Genomic DNA, 26,193 nt, shown 5'->3' on the forward strand with positions numbered 1-26,193 from the left:
GAACTGAAACTGCCGGGCCGAATTGCCCGGACACAAAGGAGCCGGCCGCTACGCCCTGAGGGGCAGCGGCCGGCTCTTTTGTGTGAGGTTTTTGTTCGGAAAGGCCGGGCTACTTAATCCAGCGCAGGTTGAACTCGTAGCGGTGCGGCTGGCCGCGGTTGACGTGGATGCCGGCGGCCACCGAGAAGCAGGTCACGGCGATCCAGATCACTGTGGCGAGCACGGCAAAGAGATTGCCCACCACGGGAATGAAGACCAGCAGATTGGCGAGCACCGCGGCGATCGTCGGCGGCAGCGTGAAGTTCAGCGCTTCCTTGGATTCCTGCGCCGTGAACGGGCCGCGGTCTTTGAAGATGAGGTAGATCAGCAGCGACGGCACGCAGCCCAGGATGCCGCCGAAATGCGCGAGCGTGGCCCACTGGCGGTCCTCGCTGGCCGTCAACGGCAGCGCATTTGCCGGAACGCCATGGTACGGGGGCTGGCCATGGCCGGCCTGGTTGCCCGTGTGTTCGCGTGCGTTATCTGCCACGGTGAAGCCCTTCGGATTGCGGTGATGCGTTGCTGCCTGGGTTGTGCCTGGAATAGCCGGAGCCGCGCTGGGAGCGCGGCCGCCGATTCAAGAATACTTGCTCTGGCGCGGAAATGGAGATCAGGGAGCGTCAGAGCTTGCGCCGGCTAGGGCACAGTGAGGAAGTCGATGACCTCTTCGACGCGGCCCAGCAGGGACGGCTCCAGGTCCGCGTAGCTGCGGACCGCCCCCAGGAGTTTCTGCCAGCCGAGGCCGATGTCCTCCTTCGTCGAGTGCGGCCACCCGAAAGCCGTCAGGATACCTGTCTTCCAGTCGACGCCGCGGGGGATCACGGGCCACTGTTCAATCCCCAGCACCGCCGGCCGGATGGCCTGCCACACATCGACGTAGGGGTGGCCCACGATCAGCACGTTGCCTGCGGCGCCCGGTGAGGCCATGACGGCGTCGGCGATCCGCGACTCCTTGGAGTCGGCCACCAGGTGGTCAACGAGCACGCCCAGGCGGCGCCCCGGGCCGGGACCGAAGTCCGCCACGGCGGCCGCGAGATCATCAATGCCGTGCAGGGGTTCAACCACGATGCCCTCCACCCGGAGGTCATCACCCCAGACCTTCTCCACCAGCTCGGCGTCGTGCTTGCCTTCCACCCAGATGCGGCTGGCCTTGGCCACCTGGGCGCGTTGCCCGGCCACCCGGACCGAGCCCGACGCCGTGCGGCCGGCACCGGCGGCCGGCGCCGCTTTCCTGGGAGCCGGAGGCATCAGCCGGATCGGCTGCCCCTCCAACAGGAAGCCAAAGCCTAAACGGAAGGAGCGGGACTTGCCTCGACGGTCCTCCAGCGCCACSACGTGCATGCCGCCGGACTTCTCCACCCGGGTCACGGCACCCACCCAGCCGGACTGGACCTCCTCGAGGACCATCCCGCGTTCCACCGGGACCTCCGGCAACGCGGTCTTGGCGGGGGCGGACAGGTCCTGGGGTCCCCAGTTCTGGTACGACATCTCTACACGCTTACTTTGCACTCGGAATGTACGGCGGTCAGTGGAACTCTCCGTGGCCTGCACCGGACCACAGGGGCGCGGCGCAGGCGGAAGCGGCTACGGTCCCGGCGCCCGATGTGACGGGAAACGCGATCCCGCAGGCCACGCCTGGAGCGAATCCAATGCTAACAACGCGGCGAGTCATATTAGACTGGTTAGCACTTAGGCATGTCGAGTGCTAACACTTGTTCCGTTGCGGACCACGCGCACCAGTTCTGGACGCGGACCGTACAACGCGGGCGGCACCGACTGCGGGACAGTCGATTGGAGGTGGAGCGTGAGCGAACCGCGCAAACTCGAAGTGCTGCGCGCCATCGTGGAGGACTACGTCCATTCGCGTGAGCCCGTTGGTTCCAAAGCGCTCGTTGAACGCCACCATCTCGGCGTGTCCAGCGCCACGATCCGCAATGACATGGCGGCGCTGGAAGACGAAGGCCTGATCACTGCACCGCACACGAGCGCGGGCCGGATCCCCACCGACAAGGGCTACCGGCTCTTCGTCGACCAGATCTCAGCGGTGAAGCCGCTGTCCCCGGCCGAGCGCCGGGCCATCCAGGCGTTGCTGGAAGGATCCGAGGACCTCGACGACATCCTTGACCGGACCGTGCGGCTCCTGTCCCACCTGACCAACCAGGTCGCCGTCGTGCAGTATCCGCTGCTCAGCCGCGCCAGGGTGCGGCACATTGAGTTCGTGCTGCTGGCACCCCGCAAGGTGCTGATCGTCCTCATCGCGGACACCGGCAAGGTGGAGCAGCGCGTCATCGACGTCGGGCAGGACATTCCCGACGACGCCCTCGCCGACCTGCGTACAAGTTTCTTGACGAGCCTCTCCGGAACGCCGCTGAGCCTGYTGCCCCAGCTTCTGCCCACAGTGGTTGCCAGCGGCCCGCCGGCGCGCCGGGGAGCAGCCCAGGCCCTTGCCCGCGGCCTCGAGGCGCTGGCCACGAGCAGCCGCGAGGAGCGGATGGTCATGGCCGGCACGGCCAACCTCGCACGCTCCAACGTGGACTTCCCGCTGAGCATCGGCCCGGTCCTGGAGGCGCTCGAGGAGCAGGTGGTCATGCTCCGCCTGCTCAGCGAAATGGCCGAAGACCCACGCGGCGTGACCGTCAGCATCGGCCGGGAAAACCCCTACGACGGTCTGGCCGAGGCCTCCGTCGTGGCCACGGCCTACGGCCCGGACGCCACGGCCAAGGTCGGTGTCCTTGGACCCACCCGGATGGACTATCCCACCACCATGGCCGCCGTGCGCGCGGTGGCCCGCTACCTTTCGAGGATCCTGGGGCCCTGACCGGCCCGGACCCAGCACGACTTCTTGCCCCACCGGCAGTACGAAAAGGAAGAGATACACACTTTGAGCAGCCACTATGACGTTCTTGGAGTCTCCCGCGACGCAACGGGGGAGGAGATCAAGAAGGCCTACCGGAAACTGGCCCGGACCCTGCACCCCGACGTGAACCCGGGAGAAGACGCCTCAGACCGGTTCAAGGCCGTCACCCATGCCTATGAAGTCCTCTCCGATCCGCAGAAGCGCCGGGTCTATGACACCACCGGCAATGAGAACGGCACCGACAACGGCTTCGGGGGCGGCAGYTACTCGGGCCAGGGCTTCGCCTTCCAGGACATCTTCGAGACCTTCTTCGGCGCCGGTGGCGGCCAGGGCGGCCCGGCATCCCGGGTCCGCCGCGGCCAGGACGCGCTGATCAGCGTCCGGATCGACCTCCGCGACGCGGTGTTCGGCGTCAACAAGAAGCTCGAAGTCGACACGGCCGTGGTCTGCCCCACCTGCGACGGATCCTGCTGCCGCGAGGGTACCCACCCCGTGCGCTGCGACATCTGTGGCGGCAGCGGCCAGGTCCAGCGCGCCGTGCGCTCCATCCTCGGCCAGGTCATGACGTCGGCACCCTGCGGGTCCTGCGAGGGCTTCGGCACCGTCATCAAGGACCCCTGCAACGAATGCAGCGGCCAGGGCCGGATCCGCAGCCGCCGCTCGCTGACCGTGAAGGTCCCGGCTGGCGTCGGCACCGGCACGCGCATCCAGCTCTCCGGCCAGGGTGAGGCCGGGCCGGCCGGCGGCCCGTCCGGGGACCTGTACGTGGAGATCCGGGTCAACAACGACGCCACCTACGTCCGCGACGGCGACGATCTGCACGCGAGCCTCAACATCCCCATGACGGCCGCCGCCCTCGGCACGGAAATTTCCCTCGACACCTTCGATGGGCAGCAGGAGATCGACGTCAAGGCCGGTACACAGTCGGGCGAGATCATCACCCTGCGCGGCCTTGGTGTCACCCACCTGCGCGGCCATGGGCGCGGCGACCTGAAAGTCCACCTGCAGGTGGAAACGCCGGGCAAGCTGGACGCGGCCCAGGAGGACCTGCTCCGCCAGCTGGCAAAGCTGCGCGGCGAACACTTCACTGCGGGAAAGCTCGCGGCCAGCGGCGGCGTCTTCGCCAAACTCCGGGACCGGCTCGGTAACCTGTAGCGGTGAGTAACCCGGTCTTCTTCACCGCCCCAGGCACCCTGGACCAGCAGGTCCCCGGCTCCGCCTTCGTCCTTGACGGCCCTGAGGCCCGCCATGCTGTCACGGTCAAGCGGATCGCCGTCGGCGAGACCGTCGACATCGCCGACGGCGCCGGCAAGCGCCTGACCGGCACGGTGACCGCCGTCGCGCCGGCCGAGCTGACCGTCGAGTGCGTGGATGTCGCCGACGAGCCGCGGCCCGGGATCCAACTGGTGCTGGTCCAGGCCCTCGCCAAGGGCGACCGCGACGAGCTGGCAGCCGAAACGGCCACCGAGCTGGGCATCGACGCCGTCGTTCCCTGGCAGGCTGAGCGGTCCATTGTGCGGTGGAAGGCCGAACGGGCCGCGAAGGCGCACGCCAAGTGGCAGTCGGTGGTGACGGCGGCGGCCAAGCAGGCGCGCCGGGCCTGGATTCCCGAGGTCAGGGCGGCAGTCGACAGCACCGGGCTGCAAACTGCCGTTGCGGCCGCGGACCTGGCCGTCATTCTGCACGAAGACGCCGTCCGCCCCTTGCGGAACGTCCTCGAATCCTGGCTGGAAACCGCGCCGGCCGGCGACGCCGGATCCCGCGAAGTGCTGTTGATCGTGGGCCCGGAAGGCGGCATCAGTCCGCGGGAAGTGACCCGGTTGTGCGACGCCGGGGCCGTAACGGCCCTCCTAGGGAACCACGTGCTGCGCTCGTCCACCGCCGGGCCCGCCGCGACCGTGCTGGCCAACGACATCCTCGGCCGCTGGTAATCGGCCTGCCTGGATAGCCCAGCTGACCTGCCGCAGGCCGTGTCGCAGTGGCTGGTTGAGAGTGGCTGGTTGACCGCGAAGCCTATTTGAAGCCTATTTGACTTCGAAACCGCGAGTGTCCTGGAATACTTCCTTGGCGCTGTCCGACGAATCCACCTGGGACACGTGGACCTCGTAGCGGCCCGGGCCAAGGTTCACGGACAGGGTGAACAACCCGGACTGGATGGAATCCGCTGACGCCGTCGCGCTGCCGTTGAGGTAGGCGGTCTTGGCGTTATCGCCGTCGACCTTGAGGATCTGCCAGCGGAGTTTCCCGCCCTGCACGGTGCTCCGGCCGGTGATCTTGACAGAACCGTCGGCCACGGACGTGCCTTCCTGCGGATCAATGATCCACACGGGAGCCACCATCCCGGCGCTGCGGGACGTCGGCGCGCCCAGCCGGACGTGGTTGAAGGCGACGTAGTCCGTATGACCATCAACCAGCACAACCACCTGGACCTGCTGGCCGGAATCGATCAGGCCCGCGCTGGCCGCGGCAGCCGTCGCGGTGTAGACGAGCTGCTGGATGGCGCGCTCGGCCATGGCGGCATCCACGTTGCTGTTGAAGGCATCCGCGGAGACATCCACCGTGATGACGTTCTTGCCGGAGATCGACGTCGCCAGCTTTTTCGGGTTCTGCCACGGTGTAAAGAAGTCCGGGTCCAGGGGCTTCTGGGACATCATCACGCGCAGGGCTCGGGTGACAGGGTTGTCCTGGTCCGGGACATCACGGAACTCACGGTAAAGGAATGCGTTGTCATTGCTGCGGCCGATCCAATACACCGGAGCCTTGTTCGACGTCTGGGCCGTTTCGAGCGGCGCGCTCGTGGCGGGGACGCCTGAGGCCGGAACAGGAATGAGCTCCGAGGGGCTGCTGGAGTTCGTGATGCCGCTCTGCGGTGTGGCCACGCAGCCGGACAGGAGCAGGGCAGCGGGCAGCGCAAGCGCCAGTGCGGCGCGGCGGGCGCGCCCCATCGATAGCTGCTGAACTCCACGCTTCCTGATGCTTCTGTCCCTTTCCTCTAGCGCCCCGCTTGACGTGCCGGTCAGCGGCACGGCGCTCTTGGGGATAACCGAGTTCCAGCATGGCACACGGGCGCGGCCCGTCTGCCGGGTTTGGGCCACGGCGCCGGAACTGCAATGGGAACGATATGAGGCCGATACAAACTTGATACCTAATTGCTCCGGACCCGCCCGGCGCCCGCGGGTGGCCGGTCGGCATCGGGCGGGTCTGCGGCGGGCACTAGCCCCTTCCTGCGATGAGCTCCTTGATGGGCCCCTCGTGCAAAGCCAGGTAGACAGCGTCCCGGATCTGATTCGCCTCGGGATCCGTCATGGTCCGGGCGAGAGGCCGGAGCACCATCCGGATCAGCGCGTTGGCCTGTCCAGCGCCAATGCGCAGGCGTTCCCGCGCCGCTGGGGGAAGCTCGCCATACGGCGTCAGGGCCAGCAGTTCCACGCTTTCCAGATCTTCGGCTTGCCTGCCCAGTGCCGTTCGTACCCGGTCACCGAGGACTTCGGCATCCATTCCCGCGGGAACGACGACTGAAATGTCCCTGCGGATGGAGGGCATTTGGGAAACTGGTTTCCACCGCGACAGGTCCAGCATCTGCTGTTTGATTCTCTGGTCCGTAGACCTCAGCAGTCTGATGTCGGGGATGCCTTTGCGGAGCATCAGGGCCCGGTCCAGTCCCATCCCCAAAGCCAGTCCCGACCACTTCGCAGGATCCAGGCCGGCATCGGAGAACAAGCGAGGCGCCATGAGCCCGCATTCGGCGAGTTCGAGCCATTCCCCGTCCATGAGGACATCGACCTGCAGACCTTCCCTGGTGTAGGGGTGAACGGCCGGAACAGCCCGCCATCGCGCCTCAGGCAGCACCGCCTGCACCAGTGATCCGATCATGTCACGCAGGGTGTCCGCGTCGAGTCGGTTCCGCGCACTGATCCGCCACAGGTCGACCTGGTGCGGAGTTCCCACGTGCGTGCGGTCGATGGAATCACGTCGATAGACCAGGCCGGGGATCGCCCACAACTCGTCCATGGAATCGTCGTTGTCCAGTGCCCGCAGCAGCGACGGGATGGAAGCCGACGTGTGGCTGCGGAGCATGACCGTGGGGCTGACATAGCGGGAGTACCGTTGGTCCCGCGTCACGTCCGAGTCGGTGAACCCCAGACGGTCGTAGTTGTCGGCCACACTGACCAGGGGGCTGTGGCGGACGATTCGTTCTGGTACGCCCCACGAGCTGCGGAGCGCTTCGACGATGGCATCCAGCAGCGCCTGCATCGCATGGGGCTGATGGTCCGGATTTGAGAGGTCGCGGATGGTCAAAGCGTCATGGAGCTCTGACGGACTGAGATAAGTGGGCATTGAAGATCCTTAGATTCGGAGTTGAGTGGCGGGTTCCCCCGACTCAATCCGGCGCCAGGACCTAGGCGCGCGCCTCAGAGCCCTCGCGACCGGAGACCGGTCGGGGGCAAATAAATCGACGCATTGAGAGCATGCGGCGACTATACCGCACTGCGCCTCCACGGCGGGCTCCTCCGGACCGGATGGCCTGTATTAGTCGGCCCGGAGCGTCAGCGTGTCCGGTCCGCTTTTCCAGGTGAGTGTTCCGTCGGACGATGTCATCTCGATGGGGCCCCGCAGGAGATGCAAAACCCACGCTTCCTGGGTTCCGGCTTCTGCGGGACAGCCCATGGCGCCCGAGGCCATATTTCCCGCGACGAGCGTATTTTCCCTGATCGTTGCGGGACCACTTACCGGGTTACACGGAGTCTTGACGGCCAGTTGGAGTGATCCGGCCACAGTCGTAAGCCGGACGGTTACGGCGCCGGAGGCCACCCATGGAAGATCCTTGCCATGGGACGTGCCGGAAATGCTGACATACGAGGAGCACGACGCCGACGGCAGGAACCTCGCGCACACTTCCACGGGGGCCGTGGACGGTATTGGTGGATTAGACGGTATTGGTGGATTAACGGAAGCGGGCGGACGGGTAGGGCCAGCAGTCCCGGGACTCAGGGTGGTCCCGGCTGCGCAAGCCGTCATCAGAACGCCGGACAACAGGACCGAGAACGCGCATTTCCAGAACCGAATCCGCCGCATTGCGCTCCCTTGAAGGCCAACATTTATCGGAGCCTATCCTTGGGTGCTGACCATGTCACTACAAAAGCTCTTGCTGATGCCGGGACACCCGATGCGTGCCTGGCGCACCCAGCCAGAACGGATTTTTCTCCTGTGGTCAGGACTTAGTGACGGCGGCGAGTTTGACGTTGTCCCGTTGTCCTTCCCAGATGCCGGTCAATGTGAGTCGGCCGGCCGGTTGCCCTTCAAGATCCAGCCGGCGGATGACGACTAGCTGCAGGTCCGCGGTCTCGACTGCGGTGCCGTCGGCGGTGTCGCGTGGGGTAGCCGAGGAGACGTTGGGCACTGCGTTGAGTGTTGGCCCGGTGCTTTGCACGAAGACAGACTCGGCCAGGATTTCGAGTTTTCCCTTCACATCAAGGTATTGCTTGGCCTGGGGGTGGCCGAGCATGATGCTCGCTGCCAATGCCGTCACGTAGACGGGATCAGCGCAGGCATCATAAACCCATCGTTGGCCAAGAACCGAGTGCTGCATGGTTCCGACCAACCATGATTCAGCGCCGGCCAATGGCTGGGCCCTGTACGTGAGCGGCACTTGAAAGATGGATCCCGCCGCAGAGACGATAATCGTCTCGATGCCGACCTCGCCAGCAGGGTCGTCGAACCGGTAGGAGCCTACTTTGCTCAGCCCCGCGGCGCCGGGCTCCGGGAACCACGGCTGACTGGGCAGCCACTCTTCGAGGAGTTCGAGTTTCGTCGGCCGCAATTCTGCCTGGTGGATGATTGCCATGACTGCAAGCCTAGCTGCGGCCGCCCGAGCCGGATACGGCGCCGCTGGATCCGGGCTTGCCAGATCCAAACTTCTCTCCCACGCCCCGGATCTCCGTCCGGCGCGTCGACTAGGTTGAACCAATGATGATCGCAAAGCTGCACGACGCGGAGCCCGACATTGACACGGGCCAGGTGGGCCTTTTGGTCGCGGATCAGTTCCCCGAGTGGGCCGGGCTGCCGCTGGAGCCGGTGGCTTCCACCGGGACGGACAACGTCATGCTCGCTCTCGGTGACAGGCTCGTCGTACGGCTTCCCCGCACGGCAGACGCGGCGTCCTCGCTGTCCAAGGAGTGGAAATACCCGCGCATGCTCGGTCCCCAGTTGCCCGTCCCGGTACCAATTCCGCTGGCACAGGGCGTCTCGGGCCGGGGCTACCCGTGGCCGTGGACGGTGTCCGGCTGGCTGGAAGGGGAAAACCCTGCCCCGGGCCACGCGTACGGAACCGACCTCGCGCTTGATCTCGCACGCTTCATCCGCGTACTGCATGGCGCCGACGTCGGGACTGAAGCGACCAAGGAAGCGCTGTGGTCCTATCGCGGCGGCCGGCTGGCCGCCAGGGACGCGGCGACGCGCGCCGCGATCGCGAGCTGCGCGGGACTCTTGGACGTCCCGCTCCTTTCAGCGGCATGGGACGCGGCTCGGCAGGTGGTGGAGGGCGCCGGGGAGCAGACCTGGATTCACACGGACCTGCAGCCCGGCAACCTTCTGATTGCCGAGGCACGGCTCGCCGGTGTCATCGATTGGGGTGGCATCGCCATTGGCGATCCGGCCGTGGACCTGATCGTCGCCTGGAACCTGCTGGAGGATAAGGGGCGCGCCGCGTTTCGCGATGCAGTAGGCGTTGACCAGGCAACGTGGGAACGCGGCCGGGCCTGGGCCCTGTCGATTGGAATCATCGCCTATCCCTACTATGTCCACACCAACCCGGCCCTTGCGCGGGTTTCCAGGTATCAAATCGAGCAGGTCGTTGCCGACATCTCGCGGACGGTGTGAGGCTGGGCTTGCCGTTCGCCAATTCCCTATTGGAGGGAGGCGGTCAGGCGATAAAGGTTGTCGAATACTTTTTGGGCTATGGGCCGACGGAGCCAGTCCTCGAGCTGCAGCTCACGGCTTTCCATGCGGTACCCGTCTTCGATCCCCCGAATTGCGTCCACAAAACCGCGCCCGTGCACAAGTACGGATACCTCCATGTTGAGGCTGAAGGAACGGACATCCATGTTGCTGGAGCCAATCACCGCGACTTCCTCATCGATGGTGAAGTGCTTCGAGTGCAGCACTTTGGGCGACCGGTAGAGGTAGATCCTGACGCCGGCGCGGAGCAGTGCCTCGTAGTATGAACGCTGCGCGTGGTAGACCATGCTCTGGTCTCCGACCTCGGAAACAAAGAGCTCGACGCTTAGCCCCCGCGCCGCTGCCGTGACGATAGCCATCAGGATGGATTCGTCCGGGACAAAGTATGGACTCGTGATGCTGACACGCCGCTCAGCTTTGTGGATGAGTGTCGCGTAGAGCTTCAAATTGTTGTCGTTGTCGAAGCTGGGACCGCTGGGCAGGACTTGCGCGTCAATGAGCACAGAACTGTGGCTGACGCCTATGGGGTTTGAATCCAGTGGCAGTATCACATCCGTTTCGCTGTACCAGTCCGTCGCGAAGACCGCATCCAGTTCCCGGACCACAGGTCCCTCAACGCGCATCATCAGCTCGTGCCACTGGAGCCCGCGCTTCAGGTTGGCCTTCGTGTCGTAGCTCGCGTCGATGACGTTCTGGGATCCAGTGAATCCCACGCGGCCATCGACGACCAGGATCTTCCGGTGATTGCGCAGGTCCGGCCTCTGCCATTCGCCGCGCCACGGCCGCACCGGCAGCATGGGGCGATATTCCGCCCCTATCTCCTGGAGGAAGTCCAGGGTTTCTTTCCGGCCGGGGAACTTCAGGCCAGCCAGATGATCTGACAGAACCCGGACGTCGATGCCGCGTAGTCTTGCCCGGGACAACGATTGAAAGAACGGCGCTGTGGTTGCGTCCAACACCAGGATGTAAAACTCCACGTGCACGTACTGGGTGGCCGAATCAATCTCAGCGATCATGGCATCGAAAGCGCCGTTGTAGTCGCCCAATAGGGTCGCACTATTGTCCGCGACCATAGGGAGCGCACCAAGGTTGCTGTTCAACACCACCGCAGAATGCAGCCAATCCGGCCAGTCAAGGCCGCGGCTGACCAGCGGGCTGCCTTCAGTCCGCGCCAGGACAAGATTGTTGATTTCGCGCTGTTTGTCGCGACGGGCCTTGGGCAGTTTCGAGTAACCGACAAAGAAAAAAGCGACGGCACCAAGGACTGGGATGAAAATTATGGCGAGCACCCAGGCAATAGCGGAGGATGGACGGCGATTCATCGACACGAGGACAGTTGCGACGGTCACGAGGACTATATGGATCGCCAGGAGGAGTAAGGCCAACGTTTCCGGGTCCTGAAAGAATCCGCGCACTGCTTCCTAGCCGTTCTTCAATGCTGCGAACGCCATCAGACCAGCACCCGGCTCTTGGTTCTTTCCTCAGGTAAGAATAGGGATGCTGTGCAGAACCAGCAGAAAGTGTCCCAAAAGTTTTCCCAGAAACCCATTTGTCTTTCCTGCTCTCAAAAATGCGTTCTCGTTTCCGGGACGCTCTGTCCCTCAGCCCTGTCCGTGGAGGGTATGACTTATTGTTGGCGTCAAGTCCGGGGTGGGCCTCACCCGGTGCGGGTGAAATCCCGGAAATCTGGGCATGCGGGCCAAAGGAGCCCAGAGTTGCCCTCCGCTAGAGTCGGACCATGAAACGGGCTGTGATCCTTGGAGGTACCGGTGTCCTCGGGCGCGCCATCGCGTGGCGGCTGATCAGAGCCGGCTGGGTCGTGGAGATCACAGGCCGGGACCGCAGAAAAATGCCGGTTGAACTGACGGAAGCCGGGGCACGGTTCATCGTCGCCGAACGTCGTGACGACGCAGCCCTGGCTCGTGTAGTCGGCCGCGGTGCGGATCTGCTCGTGGACGCCGTGTGCTACACGGAGGCCGACGCGCGGCACCGGGAACCGACGATCTGTTCTTCGAGCACTACATCGACTACGCCCCGGAGGAGCAGTTCACCGCCAATCGTCCCCTACGGACACGATAACGCGCACTACGAGGGCAAACATGGTTTGTCGACGAGGATGGCAGCCTGCGGGTGCTTCTCTRTCGTTCGGGGTGTGCGSACAAGCTGTGCGCGCATCTCAAATCCTTGCTCCGTGAACCGGAGCGCCACGTCGTCGGGGGCATGCAGTTCCGCRCGSAGYTGGAYGKCGTGGCCGTAGGCGCGGTCAATAAYGCGGTGGCCGCTGCCGGCGTGGAAGGCGATGAGCGCCGAGCCGCCCGGGCGGAGCRCCCTCCAGAACTCCCGCGCGATCGCCGRCAGGGTTGCCGGGGGAGAGTGGATGATCGAATACCAGGCGAGGATGCCGTCCGCTGACGCGTCGGCTGCCGGCAGGTCGGTCAGCTCTCCCACTTCGAAGCGCAGTTCGGGATGGAGCCGTTGTGAGACCCTGACCATTTCGGGCGACAGGTCGATGCCGCTGACGTTCAGTCCGGAGTGGCTCAGGTAGCTGCTCATTCGTCCGGCACCGCATCCGACGTCGATCACCAGCCGGTCCGCSGTGGCGCGCATGTGTGCTGCGAAGTGGTCCACCATGGCCAGATCCAGGGGCGCCTCGAAGCTGGTATCCGGCAGCGCCGTCGAATAAGCCTCGGCAACCGTGTCATACGCGGATCTGACGTCTAGCAGGGTCTCGTGATTTGCCATTGATCGAGCCTACCGGCCAAGGCTGGCGAATTCCTCTTGCCGCTGCAGCCGCCCACGAGAGCCGGTGAGGGAGCYGGGGAGGTAATCCAGGTCCCTGCTGYGGCCGGATTCTTACGTCATGCAACGGGTCCGTGACGTGCTGTGTCGCTGCGCGACTGTGCGTTTCAACCGGGCTTGGGAACCGGGTTCCGTGGTGGTTGATTGGGGCTACCAGCGTCGAAAGGACYCGCCATGACGGAACAATCTGACCTCAGCCCGAAGACACTCCGCCACATTCTCGGACACTTCGCCACCGGACTGACGGTGATCACAGCAGCAACAAAGCAMGGACCGGCCGGCTTCACCTGCCAGTCCTTCGCGTCCCTGTCCCTGGAACCGGCGCTGGTCACCTTCAGCCCGGCACGGACCTCCAGCACCTGGCCGCTGCTGCGCGAGGCCGGCCGGTTCACCGTCAACATCCTGCCCGCAGAACACCAGCACCTGGCGGCGCAGTTCGCCCGCTCGGGAGCGGACAAGTTCGCCGGCGTCGAMCACKCGCCCTCGCCGCTGGGCAACCCCGTCCTGGACCAGGCGCTGGCCTGGGTCGATTGCGAACTGCACCAGGAGTACGACGGCGGCGACCACACCATCGTCGTGGGCGCGGTCCGCGCGCTGAGCGCCCGCCCCGACGCGGAGCCCTTGCTCTTTTTCAAGGGCGACTATGTGGGTGTCCGGTCCCGGGCCGGCGCGCTGGAGAGCGTGGCATGACCATGAGCGCGGCCTGGATCGTCATGGCATGTGGCGTGCTGCTGGCCGGCGCGGGCTTGTGRGCGGCGTGGCCCTGGACGGCGGCGGGGAACTCTGTKCCGKCCCARGGGCTCGCGCCGGAGGATGCGGAGCRRCCGTTCCCGAGGACCGGGGCCCATTGGCTTGACGGGTATGTCATYTTCGGAAGCACCTACCTCTAGGAACRCCGGCCGCGCGGACAGCCACCTCCCGGAAACGTAAACCCAGCTCATGCCGGGTRCGCCCGATTCCGGTGCCTGYTCCCCGCCGGCCCGGCGCCCCAAGCRTGGCCGCATGCGGACCGGCGTCGGGCGCGCCGCGCTGGCGTAAGATGGAAGGACCCGCTGACCCCGGCCGCGGACGGTGCGAACCGGCCCGGTACGGATCACGGCGACAGACCATATTCATACTGGAGGGGACCAGAGGCCCGCGGGCCAACACCATGACTGAAGCAGCGAACGGCAAGGCCCGGTTCAGCGCCGGAGAGCGCACCGCAGGGGAATTCCCCCACTCCCTACCAGGGTTGCGGACGGAGGTGGTCTTGTTCGACGACTCAGAACAGATGGTCCAGTCGCTGGGCAGCCATGACGAAGCCTTGCGGTTCATCGAAAACCAGTTCCCTGCCGTCGATTTCCACGTCCGGGGGAAYGAGCTCGCGATCAGCGGCCCGGCCGCCGACGTGCCGCGGATCATGCGGCTGCTCAACGAGGTACGCGGGCTGGTCGCCAGGGGCACCGTCATCACCCCGGCCGTCCTGCAGCAGCTCGTCTCGCTGCTCCGCAGCCAGTCGCTGCAGAACCCGGTGGAAGTGCTGACCACCAACATCCTCTCCACCCGCGGCAARACCATCCGGCCCAAGACGCTGAACCAGAAGAACTACGTGGACGCGATCGACGCCAACACGGTGATCTTCGGGATCGGGCCGGCCGGTACCGGCAAGACCTACCTGGCGATGGCCAAGGCCGTCCAGGCCCTGCAGCAGAAGGAAGTCAGCCGCATCATCCTGACCCGTCCCGCCGTCGAGGCGGGGGAGCGGCTCGGCTTCCTGCCGGGTACCCTGAGCGACAAGATCGACCCCTACCTGCGGCCCCTGTATGACGCCCTGCACGACATGATGGACCCGGAATCCATTCCGCGYCTCATGGCCGCCGGCACCATCGAGGTGGCACCGCTGGCCTACATGCGMGGCCGGACCCTTAACGATGCCTTCATCATCCTCGACGAGGCACAGAACACCACGCCGGAACAGATGAAGATGTTCCTGACCCGCCTGGGCTTCGGCTCCAAGATGGTGGTCACTGGCGACGTCACCCAGGTGGACCTGCCGTTCGGCACCCGCTCGGGGTTAAGGATCGTCGAGGAGATCCTGCAGGGAATCGATGACGTCAACTTCTCGGTACTGGACGCCTCCGACGTYGTCCGGCACCGCCTGGTCGGGGACATCGTYAACGCCTACAGCATCTGGGATGAAGTCCAAAGGAACCGGGTCAAGCACTCCGTAGCCCGGGAAACGCGGGGAGAACGCGCATGAGCATTGAGGTCAACAACGAGTCCGGCGTCGTCGTCGACGAGGCCGAACTCGTGGCCCTGTCGCGTTTCATCTTCGAACGCCTTTACATCCACCCGCAGGCGGAACTCTCCATCCTGCTGGTRGACGAACCGGCCATGGAGAARCTCCACCTGGAACTGATGGATGAGCCCGGCTCCACCGAYGTCCTCTCCGTGCCCATGGACGAGCTSACCCCGGGCACCCCGGACAAGCCGACACCGCAGGGCATGCTCGGGGACATYGCCATCTGCCCCCAGGTGGCCAAGGTCCAGGCCCGCAACGCCGGCCACTCCACCCAGGACGAGATGCTGCTGCTCACYACGCACGGCATCCTGCACCTGCTCGGCTATGACCACGCCGAGCCGGAAGAGAAGGAAGAGATGTTCGGGCTGCAGCGCGAACTGCTGACCGCCTTCACCGGCAAAGCGGCCCCGTCCGAGACGATTCAGTGACCCCACTGATCCTCGCCGGCATGGCGCTGGTGTTCCTTGGCGTTGCCGCGGTGCTCACCGCAGCCGAATCCGCCTTCAACTTCCTGCCCCGGCACGACGCMGAGCAGGCGGTCCTGCACAGCAGGGGCACGTCGCTCAAACGCATCCTGGCGCAGCCCGTGGGGCACATGCGCGCCCTCCGGTTCTGGCGGGTCTGGTTCGAGACGGCAGCCGCCGTCGCCGTAACCGTCCTGCTCTCCAGCATGCTGGAGAACGTCTGGCTTGCCGGCCTGGCGGCCACCGGCATCATGGCGGTGGTCGGTTTCGTGATCGTCGGGGTGTCCCCGCGCCAGCTCGGCCGGGTCCACTCCGCCGCGCTKGTCCGGTTCAGCGCYCCGCTGGTCCGCTCGCTCTACGCCGTGCTGGGCCCGATCCCGGGCTGGCTGGTGCGGCTCGGCAGCGTCGTGGCCCCCGGCGCRCCCGCCGACAGCGAGGCGTTCTTCAGCGAGGAGGAATTCCGCGAACTCGTGGACCGTGCCACCGAGTCCGACGTAATTGAGGACAACGAGGCCGAGCTGATCCAGTCCGTCTTCGACTTCGGAGACACCCTGGTCCGCTCCGTCATGGTCCCGCGGACCGACATCCTCACGATCGACTCCGGTTCCAGCCTGCGGCGCGCGATGTCAATGTTCCTGCGCTCCGGGTACTCCCGGATCCCTGTCATCGGCGAAAACACGGACCAGATCCTGGGCATTGTCTACCTCAAGGACGTCGCCGCCTCGCTGCACAACCTCGGCGCCGACGAACAGCCCCCGGTGGTGGACGACCTCGCCCGAGACGTCCGCTACGTGCCCGACTCGAAGCTGGTCAGCGACTTGCTGCGCGAACTCCAGAAGGAATCCACGCACGTCGCGATCGTTATCGACGAATACGGCGGAACGGCGGGGCTGGTCACGCTCGAGGACCTCATCGAGGAGATCGTCGGCGAGATCGTGGACGAATACGACACCGAAAGCGCCGAGGCCGTGGCGCTCGGCGACGGAACCTACCGGGTCAGTGCCCGCATGAGCATCGAAGACCTCGGCGAACTCTTTGACCTSGAGCTCGACGACGACGAAGTGGACACCGTCGGCGGCCTGCTCGCCAAGGCCCTCGGGCGGGTGCCGATTGTCGGCAGCGCCGTCCAGGTCCACGGACTGTCCCTCCGCGCCGACCGGCTCGAGGGCCGGCGGAACCGCGTCAGCCACATCATTGCGGCCGCCGTAGCAAAAGAAGAAACTGACCTTGAAGACCTTCTCGACGAGGCCGCACCAATCCAACAGGGAGTCTCACGTGAGCAAGCAGAATAAGTCCGACGGCGGCGCAGCCCAGAGCGGCTACCGCGCCGGTTTCTCGGTGCTGGTCGGGCGGCCCAACGCGGGCAAGTCCACCCTCACCAACGCCCTGGTCGGCCAAAAAGTCGCGATCACCTCGGCCAAGCCGCAAACCACCCGCCACACSATCCGCGGGATCGTKCACCGGGACGACGCCCAGCTGATCCTCGTCGACACCCCGGGCCTGCACCGYCCGCGCACCCTGTTGGGGAAGCGGCTGAACGAACTCGTCGCCGACACCCTCGCCGAGGTCGACGCGATCGGCTTCTGCCTGCCGGCCAACGAGAAGATCGGCCCCGGYGACAAGTTCATCGCYGCCCAGCTCGCCGCCGTCGGCAACAAACCGATCATCGCGATCGTGACCAAGGCCGACACCGTGGACCGCCAGGCCCTCACGGAGCAGCTGCTCGCCGTCGCCGCCCTGGGCCGCGAGGTCCTCGGCGAGGAGGGCTGGAAGGACATCGTTCCGGTCTCCGCCACCGACGGCTTCCAGGTCGATACGGTCGCCGACGTGCTGATCAGCCACATGCCGGCGTCGCCGCCGTTGTACCCGGACGGGCACCTGACGGACGAACCGGAAGCGGTGATGATCGCCGAACTCATCCGGGAGGCAGCCCTCGAAGGCGTCCGCGACGAATTGCCGCACTCCCTGGCCGTCGTCGTCGATGAAATCGTTCCGCGGGAAGGCCGGCCCGAGGACCGGCCGTTCCTGGACGTCCGCGTCAATCTGTTCGTCGAGCGTCCCTCCCAGAAGGCCATCATTATCGGCAAGGGCGGCGCCCGGCTCCGCGAGGTCGGAACCAACGCGCGCAAGGGGATTGAGGCACTCCTGGGCGCCCGGATCTACCTCGACCTGCACGTGAAGGTTGCCAAGGACTGGCAGCGYGACCCGAAGCAGCTGGTCAAACTGGGCTTCTGAGCAGGGCCTYTACCAGGCCAATTGGCCGCCCCGCCGCTCCCAAGAGCGGGACCATCGGGGTTTTCTCAGATTCGGACACTAAAATGGGCAGACTCCCGTTCGTGAAGGAAGGCTCAACAAGTGGTTCGACCCCGTGACAACCGTGCCGCCGGTTCCACCCCGCCGGCCCGGTCAGCTGCCGCTGCCCGGCACACGGCCGACGCCTCCGTTGGCCCTGCCCGCCACCTCGGTGCCGTCCGGCGAACCCCCACCTGGCTGAAAGTCACCACGGGAGTCATCGCGGTGCTCCTGGTCGGCGTGGTCGCATTCGGCGCCTACTGGACCATCCGGCTCCAGGGCAACCTCACCAAGGCCCCGCTGAGCGCCGGCAATGTCCAGTCCGGGAGCGCCGTAAACGACTCGACGGACCGGATGCAAATCCTGATCCTCGGCTCGGACACCCGCGACGGCAAGAACTCGCAGTACGGCACCAGCGATGACTCCACCGGTTACGGCCACTCTGACGTGATGATGCTCATGGACATCTCCGCGGACAACAAACGCGTCAACGTCATCAGCTTCCCGCGCGACCTGCTGGTGGACATCCCGCAGTGCACGGATCCGAAGACGAACAAGGTCTACCCGGCCCAGAGCGGCGTCATGATCAACTCGGCGATGTCCGAGGCCGGCATCGGCTGCGCGGTGGACACCGTCAACAAGCTCACCGGCCTGCAGATCGACCACTTCATGATGGCCGACTTCAACGCCGTCAAGGAACTCTCCAACGCCGTCGGCGGCGTSGAGGTGTGCGTSAGCGACGCCGTATATGACCCCGATTCGAAGCTGAGGCTGCCCAAGGGCAACTCCACCGTCCAGGGCGAACAGGCACTGTCCTTCGTGCGCACSCGGCACGCGTTCGGCGACGGCGGCGACCTCGGCCGCATCAAGGCCCAGCAGGGCTTCCTGTCCKCCCTGACCCGGAAAATCAAGGACGACGGCACGCTCACGAACCCCGCCCGRATGCTCGGCATCGCGGACGCGATCACCAAGAACCTGACCATCGACGACGGCCTCGCCTCGGTTCCGACGCTGCTGACAGTCGGCAACCGGCTGAAGAACATCGACGTCGGCAAGGTGGCCTTCGTGGCCACACCGACGGTCCCGGCCGAATCCGACCCCAACCGGCTGCAGCTGGCCGAGCCCGCGGCGTCCCAGCTCTTCGACGCCATGCGCAGGGACGTTGACCTGACCGATCCGACGGCAAAGCCGGGCGCCTCATCAAGCGCCAGTGCCACGCCGRCGCCAGYCGCCACGGAACCGGCCTACGACAAGACCCTTCAGCCCATCACYGTGGCCAACGGCTCCGGTGCGCCGGCGCGGACCCAGGAAATCGTTCAGGCCGTCAAAGCCGGCGGGTTCTCCAAGGTTGGCCAGCTGGCGGCTCAGCCCGTCGCAAAAACCGCGGTCTACTACGGGGCGGACTACGCCGATGTCGCCGCGGACGTGGCTGCCCTGCTCGGCGTAGCGCCGGGCCGGGTGCTCCCGGCTGCCGGCGTCGTCGGAGTCCAGGTCTACCTGGGCGGCGACTTCGCCAACGGGACGCCGACGGCAGATGCCACGCCGCAGCTTCCCGCGAACATCGTCAACCAGACGGCCGGCGACACGGTCTGTCAGCAGGCGAACCCGGCGCTGATCACCCGCTAGGTCCCGAACGCGGAAAGGCCCCCGTTCAGATTTCTCTGRACSGGGGCCTTTCYGCGTTCTCACCGGATGAACGCCGGGGTCACCAGATGCTGACGCGCTCCTGTGGCGCCATCCACATRCCGTCCCGATCCGTGACSCCGAATGCCTCATGGAAGGCGTCCAGGTTCTTGGCGATCTCGTTCGTGCGGAACTCGTTCGGCGAGTGCGGGTCAGTCGCCAGACGGCGGATGGCCTCTTCATTCCGGATGACCTGCCGCCACCCTGCGGCCCAGGACGCGAAGAAWCGCTGGACCCCGGTCATKCCGTCGAGCACAGGGGATTCCTGYCCGTCGAGGCTGATCAGGTAGGCCTTATACGCAATGGTGAGGCCACCGAGGTCACCGATGTTCTCGCCCAGGGTCAGCTTGCCGTTGACGTTGTGGCCCGGGGCGGCGCTSGGGGAGAGCGCGTCGAACTGCGCCACCAGCTTYGAGGTCAGGGCCTCGAAGGCGGTCCGGTCGTCCTCGGTCCACCAGTTGCGCAGCAGGCCGCTGCCATCGTACTGCGAGCCCTGGTCATCGAAGCCGTGGCCGATTTCATGGCCGATCACGGCACCGATCCCGCCATAGTTSACCGCGTCATCGGCGTCGGCSGTGAAGAACGGAGGCTGCAGGATGGCGGCGGGGAACACGATCTCGTTGAGCAGCGGATGGTARTAGGCGTTGACYGTCTGCGGGGTCATGAGCCACTTCTCCCGGTCCACRGGCTTGCCGACCTCGTCRAGGTGACGGTCGACGTCGGCGCTGTGCGCKCGCTCCACGTTCCCCAGCAGATCTGCGGGATCCACCCGCACCGCCGAATAGTCGATCCACTTGTCCGGGAAACCGATCTTGGCTCGGAAGGAGTCCAGCTTCTTGAGCGCCTCGAGCTTCGTGGCCTCACCCATCCAGTCCAGCCCGGTGATGGATTCCCGGTAAGCCTCGATCAGGTTGGCCACGAGGGTCTGCATGCGAGCCTTATGGCCCTCGGGGAAATGCTCGGCCACGTAGATCTGGCCGACGGCCTCACCCAGTGCCGCCTCGACCACCGCGACGCCGCGCTTCCAGCGGTCCTTGATCCGCGGCGTCCCGCTCAGCGTGGTGCCGTAGAAGGCGAAGTTCGCGTCCACGAAGGCCGAGGACAGGTACGGGGCGGCCGAGCTGACGACGCGCAWGGCCAGCCACTCCTGCCAGGCCGCCAGCGGTTCCGACTCCAGCAGCGACGCGGCGCCGGCGAAGAAATCGGGCGTGCTCATCACCAGTTCGGATCGCTTCTCCGGCTCGATGCCGGCGGCGTCGAACCAATCGGCCAGCAGCGGGAACAGCTCTGCCGCCTCGGCGGCGGACTTCAAGTTGTACGTCTTCTGCGGATTCCGCAACGTCACATTGTCCCAATGGTGTGAAGCCAGCGCGGTTTCCAGCGCCACCACGCGGCCTGCCGCGCCCTCGGGGTCGGCCACGTCCGCGAGGCCGAGCATGGCCYGSACGTGCTCACGGTAGGCCTGGACCATCGGGGCGAACTTCTCTTCCCGGTAATACGACTCATCCGGCAGGCCGAGGCCACCCTGGCCGGTGTACAGCAGGATCCGGTCCGGGTTTCCGGCGTCCGGAGCCGGGTAGATGTAGAACAGCCCCGAGACGTCGGCCCGGAAGAGCCGTCCGGCCAGCGCAACCAGTCCGGCCACGGACTCCGTGGCAAAGACCTCCGCGAGCCGGGCCCGGAGCGGCTCCAGGCCCTTGGCCTCCACTGCGGCTTCGTCCATGAAGCTGTTGTAGAGGTCCCCGATCTTCCGCTCGATGCCGGTGGCGTCGGCGCCGCGCGCGGCGGCCCGCTCGATAATCTCTTTCACGGCGAGCTCGGAAGCATCGCGCAGCGAAGTGAACGTTCCCTCCAGCGGCCGGTCGTCCGGGATGACAGTGCTCGTGAGCCAGCCGCCGTTCACGTGCTGGTACAGGTCATCCTGCGGACGGACGCTGGCGTCGATGGTGGACAGGTCGATCCCCGAAAGTGGCACGTATGCTCCTTTGAGAGGCAGTCCGGCACCGGAGCGTGTGATCGGTGCACGGTCTGCATGGTGGACGTTGCGGTGGTCTGGCTCCTTCATCTTACGCACCCGTGTTACTGTGAAATGGTGCGCGCAGAACTGCTTCTCCTTAGCTGCCGCGGCGAGGCCTCAGACGCGATCTAGCGCAAGGCCCACCCTCGCTGCGGAGTTTGTGTTGCCCGGCCACCCTTTCACCAAGAATCACAGAAAAGGCCCCGATAAGTAATGCGAAACGCACAGAAGCCCTCAGGAATGCCGGTCCACCGCTACATCCCGTTCCAGGACCAGATCACCGTTGAACTGCCGGACCGCACCTGGCCGGACAAAGTCATCACCAAGGCCCCGCGCTGGTGCGCAGTGGACCTGCGGGACGGYAACCAGGCCCTCATCGATCCCATGAGCCCGGCCCGCAAGCTGAAGATGTTCCAGCTGCTGGTCCAGATGGGCTACAAGGAGATCGAGGTCGGCTTCCCCTCSGCATCGCAGACSGACTTCGACTTCGTCCGGCAGCTGATCGAGGGCAACCACATCCCCGACGACGTCACSATCCAGGTCCTGACCCAGGCCCGTGAACACCTGATCGAGCGGACCTATGAGTCCCTGGTCGGCGCGAAACAGGCGATCGTCCACCTCTACAACTCCACGTCCGTCCTGCAGCGCCGCGTGGTGTTCAACCAGGATGAAGACGGCATCCTGGACATCGCCCTCCAGGGCGCCCGGCTGTGCAAGAAGTACGAGGAAACCCTCGTCGATACGCACATCACCTACGAATACTCGCCCGAGTCCTTCACCGGGACCGAGCTGGCCTACGCCGTTCGGGTCTGCAACGCGATCGCCGACGTCTTCGAGGCATCCGCCGACAGCCAGGTCATCATCAACCTGCCCGCCACCGTTGAGATGGCCACCCCCAACGTCTACGCCGACTCCATCGAGTGGATGAGCCGCAACCTGCACCCGCGKGAGGGCATCATCCTCTCCCTGCACCCGCACAACGACCGCGGCACCGGCGTCGCCGCCGCCGAGCTGGGTTACATGGCGGGCGCAGACCGGATYGAGGGCTGCCTCTTYGGYAACGGCGAGCGGACCGGCAACGTGGACCTGGTGACCCTGGGACTGAACATGTTCGTCCAGGGCATCGACCCCATGATCGACTTCTCAGAYATCGACGAAATCCGCCGTACGGTGGAGTACTGCAACCAGCTGCCSGTGGCCGAGCGGGCCCCCTACGGCGGAGACCTYGTCTTCACCGCGTTCTCCGGCTCGCACCAGGACGCGATCAAGAAGGGCCTGGAGGCACTCGAAAAGGATGCCGCCGCGGCCGGCAAGGACGTCGCCGACTACACCTGGCAGGTCCCGTACCTGCCGGTGGACCCGAAGGACCTGGGCCGGAGCTACGAGGCGGTCATCCGGGTCAACTCGCAGTCCGGCAAGGGCGGCGTCGCCTACCTGCTCAAGAACGAACACAGCCTGGACYTGCCGCGCCGCGCCCAGATCGAGTTCTCCGGCGTCATCCAGAAGCGGACCGACACGGTTGGCGGAGAAGTCAGCGGACCCCAGCTGTGGCAGGTCTTCCAGGATGAATACCTGCCCTCGGGTTCCGCCGACGCRCAGTGGGGACGCTACGCCCTCGGCTCGATCAGCACCGAGACTGACGAGGACGGCGACATGACCCTGACCGCCGCGTTGAAGATCGACGGAAACCAGGTCCGCCGGACCGGCACCGGCAACGGCCCCATCGCGGCCTTGCTGAGCATCCTGCGCGAGGACGGCGTGGACGTCCGGGTCCTGGACTACAGCGAACACGCACTCTCCGAGGGCGGCAGCGCCCTGGCCGCCGCATATGTCGAATGCGCCGTGGGCGAGCGCGTGCTCTGGGGCGTGGGGATCGATGCCAACACCAGCACCTCCGCCCTCAAGGCCGTCATCTCGGCCGTGAACCGCGCCATCCGGGACGCCCGCGCCTGATTTGGTCCGCCGACACGGCAAGCCSCCTCACTGAAGAACTGCGCCGCCGGATCATTCCGGCGGCGCAGTTTTTTGCCATCGCAGCGTTTCRGCACGGCAGGGCGTKGCCCATGCCGTGAATCAACAGAGACAGTGCGAAGATTAACTGTGGCCCAACAATCCTTCGCAGCGCGCGCCTACCGTGATGACGCCGTCGTACTGCGTACCCACAAGTTGGGGGAGGCGGACCGGATCATCACCCTGCTGACGAAGCACCACGGCCAGGTGCGTGCGGTGGCGAAGGGCGTCCGCCGCACCAGCAGCCGATTCGGCGCSAGGCTGGAACCGTTCATGGTGGTCGATCTGCAGCTGGTTTCCGGRCGCACCCTGGACGTTGTCACGCAGGCCGTGGCCAAGGGCGCCTACGGCTCAAACATCGCGGCCGACTATGGCCGGTACACCGTGGCGGCCGCCATGACGGAAACGGCGGAGAAGCTCACGGACGTCGACGGCGAAGCCGGAACCGCCCAGTACAACCTGCTGGTGGGCGCGCTGGCGTCGCTGAGCCGTGGAGATCATGCCTCCGAGCTCATCCTGGATTCCTACCTGCTCCGGGCCCTKGCGACCGGYGGCTGGGCGCCCAGCTTTACCGACTGCGCCAGRTGCGGTGCGCCGGGCCCGCACACGGCTTTTTCCGCRCCGCTGGGCGGCATGGTCTGCCCAGCGTGCCGGCCGCCGGGATCCCCGGCGCCGGCACCGGAGACGGTGCTCCTGCTCGGTGCCCTGCTGACSGGGAACTGGACGACGGCGGATGCYTCGCAGTCCGTCCACCGCCGGGAGGCGGCCGGCCTGGTGGCGAGCTATCTCCAGTGGCATCTGGAACGAGTCCTGAAATCCCTCAAACATGTGGAGCGAACGTAAAAGTGGCATTGGGAAGAAGTCTGGGAAGGAACCTGGATAAGAGCCAGGCGAAGCAGGGCAAAGTCCGGCAGCGGACCACGCCGGTGGTGGCYCCCTATCCGCACCCGTCCGGCGCGGTGCCGCCGGCCATCCCCGCGGAGCTAATTCCGCGGCACGTGGCGATCGTCATGGACGGAAACGGGCGCTGGGCCAACCAGCGCGGCCTGCCGAGGATCGAAGGCCACAGGGCGGGGGAGCCTGCCCTGTTGGACGTCATGGCCGGCGCGATCGAACTCGGGATCGAGCACGTCAGCGTGTACGCCTTCTCCACTGAGAACTGGCGCCGGTCCCCCGAGGAGGTSCGCTTCCTCATGGGYTTCAACAAGGACGTGCTGCGCCGGCARCGGAACCAGCTGGACGAGTGGGGCGTGCGCATCCGCTGGTCCGGGCGGCGTCCGAAACTGTGGGGCTCGGTGATCCGCGAACTCGAAGAGGCCGAGGACTATACSCGGGGCAACAGCACGTGCACGCTGAACATGTGCGTCAACTACGGCGGACGCGCCGAGATCGCCGACGCCGTCGCCGCGATCGCGGAGGAAGTGGCGCAGGGCCGGCTCAAGCCGGGAGCCATCACCGAGCGGACCATCCAGAAGTTCCTGGATGAGCCGGACCTGCCGGACGTTGACCTGTTCCTGCGCAGCTCCGGGGAACAGCGGYTGTCCAACTTCATGCTGTGGCARTCGGCCTAYGCCGAGTTCGTGTTCCTGGACACGCTGTGGCCGGATGTGGACCGCCGGACACTYTGGGACGCCGTGGAGATCTATGCCCAGCGGGACCGCCGCTACGGCGGAGCGGTCGACGCCGCCTCCGCCGCGGGCGGCGAGGTCACCTGACCGGCTTGCCGGTACYCGACGGCGTCGCGGTCCGCGTCAWTCGAACACGTACGCCCTGAGCCACCGGGACAGCCGGGAGTAGGCGTCCGCGCGGACACGGGGTGCGGACAGGAAGACGTCGTGCAGGGCGCCGTCAATCCGCTCCAGGGTGACGGTGCGGCCCAGGCTGAGYGCGCGCAGGGCGATCGTGTTCACGTCCAGGACCGCGTCGGTGCGGCGCATGGAYTCCTTCCAGAACATCCCGTTGGCGCTGGCRCCSGARATCAKMACAAGGATGGGCRCRTCGATGTTCAGSCCSCGGGCCACCTTGGACTGWCCGCTKAGSACGGCGCTGAGCCAGCCGGCSCGGACCGGAAAGGCGTGCGGCGGGCGGTAGGCATCGTCCAGGGCCCATTCGCCTTCCGCGGCGCTGCTGATGCTGCGCCAATAGAAGGCACGCTCRGGCAGCCGGATCACCGACTCCGGCCAGAACCTGGCGAACGGCTCCACCATGGTCCGGGCGGCGCGGCGCAGGGCCGGGCTGCCGTGGACCTCCAGCCACGGGCTGTCCAGGACCAGATGMGATGCCACCCCGGGATGCCGGTCGGCCCACAACGCCGCGATCAGGCCGCCGGTGGAGTGACCCATCAGCGTCAGCTGCGGCGCCGCTCCGGCCGGTCGGAGCGAGCCGATGATGCCGATCGCCGCCGTGATTTCGGCGTCGTAGTTGTCCAGGTCGGCCACGTACCCGCCGTGCGTGCCCGGCCGCAGGCTGCGGCCGTGGTTGTGCATGTCGAGGGCGAAGAACTCAAAACCCTGCCCGGCCCAGAAYTCGGCGAGTTCCTCGTTGAAGAAATAGTCACTCCAACCGTGCAGGAACAGCACGGCCCGGGCMGGCAGCGCCGCGGGCTGCGCCGGCCCGAGCGGGACGTAGCGGACCAGGGTTGCGGTGCGCAGCACGCCGTYGGGCCCGGCYGCCTCRAAGGCGCACGCCTGGAAATCGTCCCCCAGWATGTCCGTCCGCCACTGCATCGRCTCTTCCTCCYGCGYTGCTTTCYTGTGCCGCTGCCCTGTGCTGCTGGACTGCGCTGTTTTCTTGT

General features: G+C 66.1%; 23 protein-coding genes and 1 pseudogene. 14 read left to right on the top strand and 10 right to left on the bottom strand.

Features of this window, described 5'->3' with window-relative positions:
* Window positions 1-109 precede the first annotated feature (109 nt).
* Window positions 110-529 (bottom strand): DUF4870 domain-containing protein, encoded by a 420-nt coding sequence (locus AC1DEY_RS08575; protein ID WP_018773108.1) that lies wholly within the window; start codon window positions 527-529, stop codon window positions 110-112.
* Between the two features lie 146 nt (window positions 530-675).
* Window positions 676-1,527 carry a DUF3097 domain-containing protein gene (locus tag AC1DEY_RS08580; protein ID WP_441408988.1) on the bottom strand — a complete coding sequence of 284 codons (852 nt, stop codon included), beginning with the start codon at window positions 1,525-1,527 and terminating at the stop codon, window positions 676-678.
* Window positions 1,528-1,843: 316 nt separating this feature from the next.
* On the opposite strand from AC1DEY_RS08580, the gene hrcA reads away from it, so the two are divergent.
* From hrcA to AC1DEY_RS08595, 3 genes are all read left to right on the top strand, one after another.
* Window positions 1,844-2,857, top strand: coding sequence for a heat-inducible transcriptional repressor HrcA (hrcA, locus tag AC1DEY_RS08585; RefSeq protein ID WP_476867575.1), 1,014 nt, complete (start codon window positions 1,844-1,846; stop codon window positions 2,855-2,857).
* A 63-nt stretch (window positions 2,858-2,920) separates the two neighbouring features.
* Window positions 2,921-4,051 (top strand): molecular chaperone DnaJ, encoded by a 1,131-nt coding sequence (dnaJ, locus tag AC1DEY_RS08590; protein ID WP_441408986.1) that lies wholly within the window; start codon window positions 2,921-2,923, stop codon window positions 4,049-4,051.
* Window positions 4,052-4,053: 2 nt separating this feature from the next.
* The gene (locus AC1DEY_RS08595) at window positions 4,054-4,827 is read left to right on the top strand and encodes a 16S rRNA (uracil(1498)-N(3))-methyltransferase (RefSeq protein ID WP_476867576.1); all 774 of its coding nucleotides are present in this window, start codon (window positions 4,054-4,056) and stop codon (window positions 4,825-4,827) included.
* Window positions 4,828-4,920: 93 nt separating this feature from the next.
* Here the strand turns inward: AC1DEY_RS08595 and AC1DEY_RS08600 are convergent, their stop codons facing one another.
* From AC1DEY_RS08600 to AC1DEY_RS08615, 4 genes are all read right to left on the bottom strand, one after another.
* A complete protein-coding gene (locus AC1DEY_RS08600; protein WP_476867577.1) occupies window positions 4,921-5,841 on the bottom strand; it encodes a GerMN domain-containing protein in 921 nt (306 codons plus the stop codon).
* A gap of 268 nt (window positions 5,842-6,109) precedes the next feature.
* Window positions 6,110-7,234 (bottom strand): PheS-related mystery ligase SrmL, encoded by a 1,125-nt coding sequence (srmL, locus tag AC1DEY_RS08605; RefSeq protein WP_476867578.1) that lies wholly within the window; start codon window positions 7,232-7,234, stop codon window positions 6,110-6,112.
* A gap of 192 nt (window positions 7,235-7,426) precedes the next feature.
* Window positions 7,427-7,972 (bottom strand): META domain-containing protein, encoded by a 546-nt coding sequence (locus AC1DEY_RS08610; RefSeq protein ID WP_476867579.1) that lies wholly within the window; start codon window positions 7,970-7,972, stop codon window positions 7,427-7,429.
* Window positions 7,973-8,108: 136 nt separating this feature from the next.
* Window positions 8,109-8,741 (bottom strand): CG0192-related protein, encoded by a 633-nt coding sequence (locus AC1DEY_RS08615; RefSeq protein ID WP_476867580.1) that lies wholly within the window; start codon window positions 8,739-8,741, stop codon window positions 8,109-8,111.
* A gap of 122 nt (window positions 8,742-8,863) precedes the next feature.
* Here AC1DEY_RS08615 and AC1DEY_RS08620 point away from each other — a divergent pair, with 122 nt between their 5' ends.
* On the top strand, window positions 8,864-9,775 hold the full coding sequence (locus AC1DEY_RS08620) for an aminoglycoside phosphotransferase family protein (RefSeq protein ID WP_476867581.1): 912 nt from the start codon (window positions 8,864-8,866) through the stop codon (window positions 9,773-9,775).
* Between the two features lie 26 nt (window positions 9,776-9,801).
* Here the strand turns inward: AC1DEY_RS08620 and cls are convergent, their stop codons facing one another.
* Window positions 9,802-11,268 (bottom strand): cardiolipin synthase, encoded by a 1,467-nt coding sequence (cls, locus tag AC1DEY_RS08625; protein ID WP_476867582.1) that lies wholly within the window; start codon window positions 11,266-11,268, stop codon window positions 9,802-9,804.
* Window positions 11,269-11,591: 323 nt separating this feature from the next.
* On the opposite strand from cls, the pseudogene AC1DEY_RS08630 reads away from it, so the two are divergent.
* Window positions 11,592-11,834, top strand: a pseudogene (locus tag AC1DEY_RS08630) (NAD-dependent epimerase/dehydratase family protein); the annotation flags it as partial.
* 104 nt (window positions 11,835-11,938) lie between these two features.
* Here AC1DEY_RS08630 and AC1DEY_RS08635 read toward each other — a convergent pair.
* Window positions 11,939-12,595 (bottom strand): class I SAM-dependent methyltransferase, encoded by a 657-nt coding sequence (locus AC1DEY_RS08635; protein WP_476867583.1) that lies wholly within the window; start codon window positions 12,593-12,595, stop codon window positions 11,939-11,941.
* Window positions 12,596-12,826: 231 nt separating this feature from the next.
* Here AC1DEY_RS08635 and AC1DEY_RS08640 point away from each other — a divergent pair, with 231 nt between their 5' ends.
* The 6 genes from AC1DEY_RS08640 to AC1DEY_RS08665 all read left to right on the top strand — a co-directional run bounded on the left by AC1DEY_RS08640 (window position 12,827) and on the right by AC1DEY_RS08665 (window position 19,315).
* Window positions 12,827-13,342: a flavin reductase family protein gene (locus tag AC1DEY_RS08640; protein ID WP_476867584.1), complete on the top strand. Its 516-nt coding sequence runs from the start codon at window positions 12,827-12,829 to the stop codon at window positions 13,340-13,342.
* 460 nt (window positions 13,343-13,802) lie between these two features.
* Entirely contained in the window at window positions 13,803-14,891 is a 1,089-nt protein-coding gene (locus AC1DEY_RS08645; RefSeq protein WP_441408975.1) for a PhoH family protein, read from the top strand.
* The gene (ybeY, locus tag AC1DEY_RS08650; RefSeq protein WP_390202654.1) at window positions 14,888-15,361 is read left to right on the top strand and encodes an rRNA maturation RNase YbeY; all 474 of its coding nucleotides are present in this window, start codon (window positions 14,888-14,890) and stop codon (window positions 15,359-15,361) included. The genes AC1DEY_RS08645 and ybeY overlap by 4 nt, the downstream gene beginning before the upstream one ends.
* The gene (locus AC1DEY_RS08655; RefSeq protein WP_476867585.1) at window positions 15,358-16,689 is read left to right on the top strand and encodes a hemolysin family protein; all 1,332 of its coding nucleotides are present in this window, start codon (window positions 15,358-15,360) and stop codon (window positions 16,687-16,689) included. The genes ybeY and AC1DEY_RS08655 overlap by 4 nt, the downstream gene beginning before the upstream one ends.
* Entirely contained in the window at window positions 16,673-17,632 is a 960-nt protein-coding gene (gene era / locus AC1DEY_RS08660; protein WP_441408973.1) for a GTPase Era, read from the top strand. The genes AC1DEY_RS08655 and era overlap by 17 nt, the downstream gene beginning before the upstream one ends.
* 120 nt (window positions 17,633-17,752) lie before the next feature.
* Window positions 17,753-19,315, top strand: a complete 1,563-nt coding sequence (locus AC1DEY_RS08665) for an LCP family protein (RefSeq protein WP_476867586.1) — start codon at window positions 17,753-17,755, stop codon at window positions 19,313-19,315.
* Window positions 19,316-19,394: 79 nt separating this feature from the next.
* Here the strand turns inward: AC1DEY_RS08665 and AC1DEY_RS08670 are convergent, their stop codons facing one another.
* Complete coding sequence (locus tag AC1DEY_RS08670) at window positions 19,395-21,347, bottom strand: M13 family metallopeptidase (RefSeq protein WP_476867587.1); 1,953 nt, start codon at window positions 21,345-21,347, stop codon at window positions 19,395-19,397.
* Window positions 21,348-21,602: 255 nt separating this feature from the next.
* Here AC1DEY_RS08670 and leuA point away from each other — a divergent pair, with 255 nt between their 5' ends.
* From leuA to AC1DEY_RS08685, 3 genes are all read left to right on the top strand, one after another.
* Window positions 21,603-23,342 (top strand): 2-isopropylmalate synthase, encoded by a 1,740-nt coding sequence (gene leuA, locus AC1DEY_RS08675; protein WP_476867588.1) that lies wholly within the window; start codon window positions 21,603-21,605, stop codon window positions 23,340-23,342.
* 147 nt (window positions 23,343-23,489) lie between these two features.
* The gene (gene recO / locus AC1DEY_RS08680; protein ID WP_441408968.1) at window positions 23,490-24,242 is read left to right on the top strand and encodes a DNA repair protein RecO; all 753 of its coding nucleotides are present in this window, start codon (window positions 23,490-23,492) and stop codon (window positions 24,240-24,242) included.
* Between the two features lie 20 nt (window positions 24,243-24,262).
* Window positions 24,263-25,114: an isoprenyl transferase gene (locus AC1DEY_RS08685; RefSeq protein ID WP_476867597.1), complete on the top strand. Its 852-nt coding sequence runs from the start codon at window positions 24,263-24,265 to the stop codon at window positions 25,112-25,114.
* Window positions 25,115-25,150: 36 nt separating this feature from the next.
* On the opposite strand, the gene AC1DEY_RS08690 is transcribed toward AC1DEY_RS08685, so the two are convergent.
* Window positions 25,151-26,125, bottom strand: a complete 975-nt coding sequence (locus AC1DEY_RS08690; protein ID WP_476867589.1) for an alpha/beta hydrolase — start codon at window positions 26,123-26,125, stop codon at window positions 25,151-25,153.
* Between the last annotated feature and the right edge of the window lie 68 nt (window positions 26,126-26,193).

This window comes from Arthrobacter sp. 05T47, from assembly GCF_056395825.1.

Coding starts and splice junctions, on each gene's coding strand:
- AC1DEY_RS08600 (WP_476867577.1), bottom strand. CDS start 5,841: ATGGGGCGCGCCCGCCGCGCCGCACTGGCGCTTGCGCTGCCCGCTGCC.
- srmL (WP_476867578.1), bottom strand. CDS start 7,234: ATGCCCACTTATCTCAGTCCGTCAGAGCTCCATGACGCTTTGACCATC.
- AC1DEY_RS08610 (WP_476867579.1), bottom strand. CDS start 7,972: ATGCGGCGGATTCGGTTCTGGAAATGCGCGTTCTCGGTCCTGTTGTCC.
- AC1DEY_RS08615 (WP_476867580.1), bottom strand. CDS start 8,741: ATGGCAATCATCCACCAGGCAGAATTGCGGCCGACGAAACTCGAACTC.
- AC1DEY_RS08620 (WP_476867581.1), top strand. CDS start 8,864: ATGATGATCGCAAAGCTGCACGACGCGGAGCCCGACATTGACACGGGC.